Origin of the sequence: Micromonospora sp. NPDC049580 (genome assembly GCF_040675595.1) — a bacterium.
Lineage (GTDB): Bacteria > Actinomycetota > Actinomycetes > Mycobacteriales > Micromonosporaceae > Micromonospora.
This window is the reverse complement of record NZ_JBFAPG010000259.1, coordinates 1-8,852: the sequence shown is the minus strand read 5'-3', so window position 1 is coordinate 8,852 and position 8,852 is coordinate 1. Positions and strand designations below refer to the sequence as shown.

Below are 8,852 nucleotides of genomic sequence, written 5' to 3'. Positions count from 1 at the left end.
GCGGGAAGCCGGCGGGCCCGTGGAAGAGGAACGCTCAGTTGTTGATCAGCGCGCCGATGATCACCAGGCTGATGATCGCGGCGACGACGCTGGCCGCGGCGGCGTACCAGCCCAGCGGCTTGTCGCCCAGGACGGCGCCGACGACGCCGGCGATCACGCCGAGCACACCGAAGATGATCGGGTTGAGCAACAGGGCGAGCACGGCGAAGACGAAGCCCACGATGGTGAGGATGCGGGCGGCGTTGTTACGCGGGCGGGCGGTGGTGGGGACGTCGGCCATGTCTTCCTCCGGTGTGAGAGCCTGTCGTGCCAGACCGATCAACTACCCACCGTGGACATTGGTCACGCGTATCTCTTCAGTGGAAGATCTTCAGTCCGACCACGCCGGCGATCACCAGCAGCAGGCAGAGGACCCGGGGCAGGCTGGCCGACTCGCCGAGCGCCAGCATCCCGACCAGCGCCGTCCCCACCGCGCCGATGCCGACCCAGACCGCGTAGCCGGTGCCGACCGGGATGTCGCGCAGCGCGTACGCCAGCCCGCCCATGCTCAGCACCAGGGCCAGCACGAACACCGCCGACGGGAGCAGCCGGCTGAAGCCGGCGCTGCGGTCCAGGGCGATCGCCCAGACCGTCTCCAACAGTCCAGAGATCACCAACACCAGCCAGGCCATCGTCCACCTCACGAAGGAGCGCCCGGGCTGCCGCACCGGACGAGTCGGGTCGTCACGTGGGGCGTCTTGGCCTGACCGGGTACGCCCACCACTCGTCCGGAGTGGTCACCGGCATCCGGGGCCACCGTGGCCGACGCTAGCACCGGCCCGGCGGCCGGGATGGTGACTTCCGCCACCACGCGTTGACCTCTACCTCGCTTCAACTTGCAGTATGGCGAGATGGCCCTGCTCTATGCCGATCCCGAGATCGCCGCCGTCCTGGACGCCACCACCACCGTCGACGCCATGCGCGTCGCCCTGGTGGCCGCGTACGAGGGGCGGCTGGTCGCCCCTCCCCGGGCCGCCGCCCCGCTCGGCGGGGGACGGATGGTGCTCACCGCCGGGCACCTGGTCGGCGAGTGGTACGGCTACCGCTCGTACGACACGTTCGGCCACCCGCAGGGCGAGCAGTTGGTGGTGCTGCACGACGCCCGCACCGGCGCGGTCCGGGCGGTAGCCGTCGGCGAGGAACTGGGCTCCCGGCGTACCGGTGGGCTGGGTGGCGTGGCGGTCGACGCGCTGGCCCGGCCGGACGCGGCGACCCTCGGCGTGATCGGCTCCGGGCGGCAGGCGTGGACCCAGGTGTGGGCCGCGGCGGCCGTCCGTCCGCTGCGCGAGGTGGTGGTGCACAGCCGCTCGGCGGCGCGCCGGGACGCCTTCGCCGCCCGGGTGCGCGCCGAGCTGGGCGTGCCGGCCCGCGCGGTCGCCGACGCGGGCGCGGCGGTCACCGGGCGGGACATCGTGGTGCTCGCCACCACCAGCCCCACCCCGGTGCTGCGCGCCGCCGATGTGAGCCCCGGCACGCACGTCAACGCGGTGGGTTTCAAGCAGCACGACCGCAGCGAGTTCGGCATCGACCTGCTGGACGTCGCCGACCTGCTGGTCACCGATTCGCCGGCCCAGGCGGCGGACTACCAGCCGCCGATGCTCGCGGCCCTGCCCCCGTACGCCGGACGGTTGCGTGACCTGGGCGGCATCCTGGCCGGCGCGGTCCCCGGCCGGACCACCGCGGACCAGCTCTCCGTCTTCTGCTCCACGGGCCTGGCCGGCACGGAGGTCTTCCTGCTCGACGCGCTGACCCGCGTGGGCATCGGGGCGCGCTGACGGGTCGGCGCCCGGCGACGACGCGCGAGGTGTGTGCCGGACGACCACCCCGGCCCGCGTGCGCGGGCTTCCGCGGCCGGCCCGGTACCCTCGGATGGTGTCTGCCACCTCTCCTTCTCCTTCCGACAACGCCGACGGCCGTCGCGTCGCCCTGCTGACCCTGGGCTGTGCCCGCAACGAGGTCGACTCGGAGGAGCTGGCCGCCCGCCTGCACGCCGACGGCTGGCAGGTGACCACCGACGGCGAGGGCGCCGACGTGGTGGTCGTCAACACCTGCGGTTTCGTGGAGAAGGCCAAGCAGGACTCCATCCAGACCCTGCTCGCCGCCGCCGGCACCGGCGCGAAGGTGGTGGCCGCCGGCTGCATGGCCGAGCGCTACGGCCGGGAGCTGGCCGACAGCCTGCCCGAGGCGCAGGCGGTGCTGAGCTTCGACGACTACCCGGACATCGCGGCCCGGCTGAACGCCGTCGTCGCCGGGGAGCAGATCACCGCGCACACTCCCCGGGACCGCCGCGAGCTGCTGCCGCTGACCCCGGTGCAGCGCCAGAGCGCCACCGTGTCCCTGCCCGGGCACGGCACCGTGGCGCGCACCGTCGTCGACACCGACGAGCACACCCCGGCGCACCTGCGCCAGGTGCTGCGCCGCCGACTGGACACCGGCCCGGTCGCCTCGCTGAAGCTCGCCAGCGGCTGCGACCGGCGCTGCGCGTTCTGTGCCATTCCCGCGTTCCGTGGGGCCTTCGTCTCGCGTACGCCGGACGAGCTGCTCGCCGAGGCGGAGTGGCTGGCCAAGACCGGCGTACGGGAGCTGGTGCTGGTCAGCGAGAACTCCACCTCGTACGGCAAGGACCTCGGCGACCCCCGCGCGTTGGAGAAGCTGCTGCCGCAGCTCGCCGCGGTGTCCGGGATCGTCCGGGTGCGGGTGAGCTATCTCCAGCCGGCCGAGACCCGGCCCGGTCTGGTCGAGGCGATCGCCGGCACACCGGGGGTGGCCCCGTACTTCGACCTGTCGTTCCAGCACTCCAGCGAGCCGGTGCTGCGTCGGATGCGGCGTTTCGGCTCCACCGACCGGTTCCTGGAGCTGCTGGCCAGTGCCCGCGCGCTGGCCCCGGAAGCGGGCGCGCGGAGCAACTTCATCGTGGGCTTCCCCGGCGAGACCCGCGCCGACATCGACGAGCTGACCCGGTTCCTGACCGAGGCCCGACTCGACGCGATCGGCATGTTCGACTACAGCGACGAGGACGGCACCGAGGCGGCCGGCCTGCCCGGCAAGGTCTCCGCCGCGACCATCAAGCGGCGCTACGACCGGCTCAGCGCGCTCGCCGACGAGCTCTGCTCGCAGCGGGCCGAGGACCGGCTCGGCTCGACCGTCGAGGTGCTCGTCGACGCGATCGTCGACGGCGTGGTGGAGGGCCGGGCGGCGCACCAGGCGCCGGAGGTGGACGGTTCCACCACCCTGGTCGCACCTGCCGACGGCGGGGTCGACCTGGCCGCGTTGCGCCCGGGTGACCTGGTGCGGGCCACGGTGACCGGCACCGAAGGGGTGGATCTGCTCGCGGTGCCGGATGAGATGATCTCGGCGGCGCCCGGCGCGGCACGGTGACGGCGGGCCCGGACGAAGCGGGGGAGCCTGGTGGTGCGGTGCCGGAAACGCCATGGCGACCCGAGCGGAGCGAGGCGGTGACCGGGGCGACGGAGTCGACGCCGGCCCGGGTGGTCGCGCGGGTGCCCGTGCTCAACGCGGCCAACGCGCTGACCGCGCTGCGGCTGGTGCTGGTGCCGGTCTTCGCCGCGTCCGTGATCGTGTCGGGGATGACCCACGCGGGCTGGCGGATGGCGGCCTGTCTGATCTTCGCGGTGGCCTCGGCGACCGACCTGGTGGATGGCTGGATCGCCCGCCGGTTCGCTCTGGTCACCTCGGTCGGCAAGGTGGCCGACCCGATCGCCGACAAGGCGCTCACCGGCGCGGCCCTGGTGCTGCTCTCCTGGTACGACCGGCTGCCCTGGTGGGTGACGGCGCTGATCCTCGTCCGCGAGCTGGGCATCACCGGGCTGCGGTTCTGGGTGATCCGGCACGGGGTGATCGCGGCCAGCCGCGGCGGCAAGATCAAGACTGCGCTCCAGATCCTGGCCATCGCCTGGTACCTCTGGCCGATGCCGGCCGCCCTCGTGGCCGTCGGCCCCTGGATCATGGGTGCCGCCGTCCTGGTCACGGTGGCGACGGGCTTCGACTACATAACCCAAGCCCTCCGCCTCCGCCGCCCCCACCACCCCTGACCCCCCCGGTGATCATGAAGTTATTGCCGTCCGGGCCGGCGTGTCGGGGCGATAACTTCATGATCGACGGGGTTCGGCCGGGAGGGTTGGGGGTCGGCGGGTGGGGAAGGACGAGCTCATGCGGCGGGAAGAGCGGGAAGAGAACGCGACGGGTAGCGCGGCGGCGGGTGTCGTGCACAGTCTGTCGCAGCGCCACGAGACAGTGGCCACCGTCGAGTCGCTCACCGGCGGGCTGCTGGCCGCGTCGATCGTGGAGATCGCCGGGGTCAGTGGGATCTACCGGGGCGGGCTGGTCGTCTACGCCACCGAGTTGAAGTCCACGCTGGCTGGCGTACCGGCCGATCTGCTGGCCGAGCGCGGCCCGGTCGACCCGGACGTGGCGGCGGCGCTCGCCGAGGGCGGCCGGCGGCGCTGCGGCGCGGACTGGGGGCTCGCCACCACCGGGGTCGCCGGCCCGGAGCCGCAGGACGGCAAGCCCGTGGGCCTGGTCTACGTCGCGGTCGCCGGCCCGGGCGGTGCCGCCGAGGTCCGCCAGCTCGACCTGGACGGCGGGCGGGACCACGTACGCTCGGCCGCCGTGATCGAGGCGCTGCGGCTGCTCGCCGAACGGATCCACGCCGCCGACGAAGCCGCCCGGGACGGGTTGGAGACGGCCGACGAGCCCGACCGGGACGGTCCGGGGACGGCAGACGAGGTCGCTCGGGGCGGTCTGGGGACGGCCGACGAGGTCGCCCGGGACGGTCTGGGGACGGCCGACGAGGCCGCCCGGGACGGTCTGGGGACGGCCGGTGCGGGGCGTCGATGAGCCGCCCCGGGCGAACCAACGGGCGGGGCGGGATGTCGCCGGGCCCCACAGCGGGTACGGTTGCGGGAAGGCTCCGACGCTCGGAGTCGGCGCGGTCCGCTGCGGCCGGCCGCCCGACGCCGGGCGAGAGGTATCCCTCAGGGGGAGGTGCGATGGTCCTGCTACGCCGGGTGATCGGTGACGCACTGCGGGCGCGCCGGCAGGGACAGCAGCGCACACTGCGTGAGGTGTCCACCGCCGCCAACGTCAGCCTCGGCTACCTCTCCGAGATCGAGCGGGGGCACAAGGAGCCGTCCAGCGAGCTGCTCGCCGCGATCTGCGACGCGCTCGGTGCCCGCCTCTCCGAATTGCTGCGCGAGGTGAGCGACACCGTGGCCCTCGCCGAGCAGATGCCCGCCGGGGTGCTCGTCGGCATGCAGGACGAGCCGGCCGAGGCCGCGCCCGTCGGCGCGACGACCGCCGTGCGCAAGGGCGCCAACCGGGGCGTCCGTCAGGTCACCTCCGATGGCAAGGTCGCCGTGTCGGTCCGGCAGGACTCGCCGCTGCGGGCAACCCTGCGCAGCACCCGGGTCCGCCCCACCGAGCGCGACCGGGACGTGGTCTGCGCCGCCTGAGCCCGCCGAGCGGTTGACCATGGGCGACGTGGCCACAGCCGCGTAGGGTGGCCCGCAGGAGCCGACGGTTCCCGTCGAGCACCCGGTACGGATGCCTCGGTGGCGTTCGGCTGGGACGATGGAGGCCGGCCGGTCCGCGGTCGGTCGGCTGAACCCGGCCCGATCGCGGTGGAGCGACGCTACTGAGGGGATACCGCGGAGATGGCGAACCCGTTCGTCAAGGGCTGGAACTACCTGATGGCGCTCTTCGGTGCCAAGATCGATGAGCACGCCGATCCCAAGGTGCAGATCCAGCAGGCCATCGAGGATGCCCAGCGGCAGCACCAGGCGCTGGTCCAGCAGGCTGCGGCGGTCATCGGCAACCAGCGTCAGCTGGAGATGAAGCTGTCCCGGCAGATGTCCGAGGTCGAGCGGTTGCAGGGCAACGCCCGGCAGGCCCTGGTGCTCTCCGACCAGGCCCGCGCCAAGGGCGACGAGGCCGAGGCGGTGCGGTTCGAGCAGTCCGCCCAGGCCCTGGCCACCCAGCTGGTCTCGGCCGAGCAGGCCACCGAGGACCTGAAGACCCTGCACGACCAGGCGCTCGGCGCCGCCGCGCAGGCCCGCCGCGCCGTCGAGAACAACTCGATGATCCTCCAGCAGAAGCTCGCCGAGCGCACCAAGCTGCTCAGCCAGCTGGAGCAGGCCAAGATGCAGGAGACGGTGGCCCGCTCGCTGGAGTCGATGTCGTCGATGACCGCCCCCGGCACCACCCCGTCGCTGGACGAGGTGCGTGACCGCATCGAGCGGCGGTACGCCAACGCGATGGGCCGCGCGGAGCTGGCCGGCAACTCCGTCGAGGGCCGGATGCTGGAGATCCAGAAGGCGACCATCGACTCGGCGGGCTCGGCCCGGCTGGAGCAGATCCGGTCCAGCATGGCGGGGGAGCAGCTCGGCGGCACGGCGCAGCGCCCGGCGGTGCCGCAGGGTGAGACGGCGAGTCCGGGCAGCGACCCGACCGCCGCGGCCCGGCTGGACGAGCTGCGCGCCAGCATGGCCCGCGAACGGGGCACCGGCGACCCGACCGCCGCCGGCTGAACGGTTCGAGGAGGTCTTCGGTGGCAGACGAGCGGACGCGGTACTTCCGTCGGCTGGGTCGGCTGCGCCGGTCTGCCCGGCGGTGGAGCGTACTGGCCGGTGGGCTCGGCGGCGCCGCGGCGGTGCTGACTCCGTACGCCGGCCTCGGTCTGCCGGACGCGGCCTGGGCCGGCGCCGCGGGCAGCGCGGTGGCGTTGGCCGCCTGGCGCTGGATCGATCTGCGGGCGCTGGCCGCCCGCCCGGCGCCCCCGGCGCTGGATCCGGCCGAGGCTGCCGCCCGGTCCCGAGCCCGGCTGGTGGCCGCCGTCGAGCGACTGCCGGTCGGCTCGGGCGTGCTCGCCGAGGTGCGCCGCGTTCGCAGCCGGGTCGCGCTGCGCGGCACCACCGCCGGGCAGCAGTGGGCCCGACTGGACCGAGCGTCGCTCACCCTGGCCGGGATGGCGCCCCGGCTTACCGGGCTGGCCGAGCCGGCCGTGCTGGAGGCCGCTGCCGCCGACCGGTCGTTGCGCGACCTCGCCGCGCGGGTGGCCAGCGTGGAACGGGCCCTGCGGCTCGCGCCGACCGACGCCCGGGCGCCGTTGGCCGAGGCGCACCGCACGCTGACCGCCCAGCTGGAGAGTGGCGTGGCGGCCTACGAGCGGCTGGTGGTCGCCGCCGCCGGCTACCTCGCCGAGGACGCCCGACCGGAGCCCACCCACCCGGCAGCCGACCGGCTCACCGAGGCGACCGACCTGCTGCACGGGGTGGCCTCCGCCCTGGCCGAGCTGCGTGCCGGCGGCTCCGGGCTGCGGGCACCCACCAGCTGAGCCCCGCCCGGCCCGTCACGGTGGGGTCGTGACCGGGATCGGGCCGGTGTACGGCGAGCTGCCCACGACGTTGAACGACCGGATCCGGTAGTGGTAGGTCACGCCCCGGGCCAGCCCCGTGTTGGTGAAGCCGCGACCGGTGACGGTGAAGGTCGCCACCTCCTGCCCGAACGCCGGGTCCAGCGCCCGCTGCACGATGAACCCGGACCCCGGACCGGCGGGCGTGTGCGCCGTCCAACCCAGCACCACGGTGGCGGTGTCCGGCCCCGGCGCGCTCGCGGCGGCGGTCACCTCGCTCGGGGTGCCCGGCGCGGGCGGGGTGCTCGCCGCGGCCACCGTCGACCAGGCCGAGGCGGCACCCAGGTACGTGGTGCGGACCCGGTAGTAGTACGTGGTGTCCGGGGCGGCCGTGGTGTCCAGGTGGTTGTCACCGACCCCGATCGCCGTGGTGCCGGGGCCGCTGGTGAAGGTCGGGTTGGTGGCCCGCTGCACGTCGATGCCGGTGGCGAACGAGCGGTTCGTCCAGCGCAGGGCCACCCGCAGCGGCGCGGCGGGCGGGATCGCCGCGATCAGCCCGCCCGGCGCGGCGAGGTGCACCGAGGCGGGCACGCTGTTCGACCAGGACGAGTAGCTGACGTCGTTCTCCGCGCGGATCCGGTAGTGGTAGGTCGTGCCGGGGGTGACCGTGGCGTCGGTGTAGCGGGTGGCGGCGGCCGCGACGGTGATCGTGGTGACGTCGCCGCCGAAGGTCGCGTCGGTGGCTCGTTGCAGCAGGTGGCTGGTCGCGGGCGGGCGTCCGCCGTTGCCGGTCCACGCCAGGGCGATCGCCGGCAGCGCGGTGGCCGAGCCGGGCACCGGCGTGGCGGTCAGCCCGGTGGGGGCCCTCGGGGTCACCCGCAGCACCAGCGGGCGACTCATGCCCAGGTCGCGGTGGCCGGCGAGCTGGCTGTGCCAGCGGTACTCCCAACCGAGGTTGACCATCTGGTTGACCACCACTACGGGTCGCCCGTCGGTCGGGCTGATCGGCGTCGACCCGGCCCGCGCGCCGGGTGGACGGCCGGGGTCGAGCAACCGGACGCTGTCGCCCAACTTGAACGGCAGGGCCGGGGCCACGGGGCGGAGCGCCACCACCACGTCCTCCCGCGGGTTGACCCGCACGATCTGCTTCCAGCCCAGCTCCGCACCGTGCGGGGGGCGCTGCGTGCCGTCCCAGCCGACCCGGTTGACGAGCTGCACGTCGCAGCCGCCGAAGTGCAGCGGCTCGGTCTGCCGGACGTTGCCGCTGATCCGCCAGAGCTGGGTGCCGTCGGCCGGCGCGCCGACCGGTATGGCCGGGTCGGCGGCGTACAGCACCTCGGTGACCGGGTCGGTCGGGCCGAGCGGCAGGGTCGCCGGGGCGAGCGGCCCGGCGTGCGGGTGGGCGACCCCGAGCCGCCCGGCCAGCCGCCCGTGACCGGGTTCG

The 8,852-nt window shown here is 74.4% G+C and carries 8 protein-coding genes, 2 pseudogenes and 1 riboswitch; of the genes and pseudogenes, 7 read left to right on the top strand and 3 right to left on the bottom strand.

All coding sequences use genetic code 11. From position 1 onward, the window contains the following. Positions 1-34 precede the first annotated feature (34 nt). Together AB0J68_RS20180 and AB0J68_RS20175 are read right to left on the bottom strand one after the other, a co-directional pair. Positions 35-280 (bottom strand): hypothetical protein, encoded by a 246-nt coding sequence (locus tag AB0J68_RS20180; protein WP_354859203.1) that lies wholly within the window; start codon positions 278-280, stop codon positions 35-37. Between the two features lie 76 nt (positions 281-356). Then, entirely contained in the window at positions 357-671 is a 315-nt protein-coding gene (locus AB0J68_RS20175) for an SMR family transporter (RefSeq protein ID WP_354859204.1), read from the bottom strand. Between the two features lie 55 nt (positions 672-726). After that, positions 727-797: riboswitch (guanidine-III (ykkC-III) riboswitch) on the bottom strand. Between the two features lie 93 nt (positions 798-890). Here AB0J68_RS20175 and AB0J68_RS20170 point away from each other — a divergent pair. The 7 genes and pseudogenes from AB0J68_RS20170 to AB0J68_RS20140 all read left to right on the top strand — a co-directional run bounded on the left by AB0J68_RS20170 (position 891) and on the right by AB0J68_RS20140 (position 7,390). Next, positions 891-1,814, top strand: a complete 924-nt coding sequence (locus tag AB0J68_RS20170) for an ornithine cyclodeaminase family protein (protein ID WP_363939890.1) — start codon at positions 891-893, stop codon at positions 1,812-1,814. Between the two features lie 94 nt (positions 1,815-1,908). Further along, positions 1,909-3,417, top strand: coding sequence for a 30S ribosomal protein S12 methylthiotransferase RimO (gene rimO, locus AB0J68_RS20165; protein ID WP_354859208.1), 1,509 nt, complete (start codon positions 1,909-1,911; stop codon positions 3,415-3,417). 77 nt (positions 3,418-3,494) lie between these two features. Next, positions 3,495-4,091, top strand: a complete 597-nt coding sequence (gene pgsA / locus AB0J68_RS20160; protein ID WP_354859210.1) for a CDP-diacylglycerol--glycerol-3-phosphate 3-phosphatidyltransferase — start codon at positions 3,495-3,497, stop codon at positions 4,089-4,091. Between the two features lie 118 nt (positions 4,092-4,209). After that, positions 4,210-4,704: pseudogene (locus tag AB0J68_RS20155) on the top strand (CinA family protein); the annotation flags it as partial. Between the two features lie 344 nt (positions 4,705-5,048). After that, positions 5,049-5,510, top strand: coding sequence for a helix-turn-helix transcriptional regulator (locus AB0J68_RS20150; RefSeq protein ID WP_354859213.1), 462 nt, complete (start codon positions 5,049-5,051; stop codon positions 5,508-5,510). Between the two features lie 201 nt (positions 5,511-5,711). Continuing rightward, the gene (locus AB0J68_RS20145; RefSeq protein WP_355066838.1) at positions 5,712-6,584 is read left to right on the top strand and encodes a PspA/IM30 family protein; all 873 of its coding nucleotides are present in this window, start codon (positions 5,712-5,714) and stop codon (positions 6,582-6,584) included. A gap of 20 nt (positions 6,585-6,604) precedes the next feature. Then, on the top strand, positions 6,605-7,390 hold the full coding sequence (locus AB0J68_RS20140; RefSeq protein WP_354859216.1) for a hypothetical protein: 786 nt from the start codon (positions 6,605-6,607) through the stop codon (positions 7,388-7,390). A gap of 15 nt (positions 7,391-7,405) precedes the next feature. Here AB0J68_RS20140 and AB0J68_RS20135 read toward each other — a convergent pair. Then, positions 7,406-8,852 (bottom strand): annotated as a pseudogene (locus AB0J68_RS20135) (hypothetical protein); the annotation flags it as partial.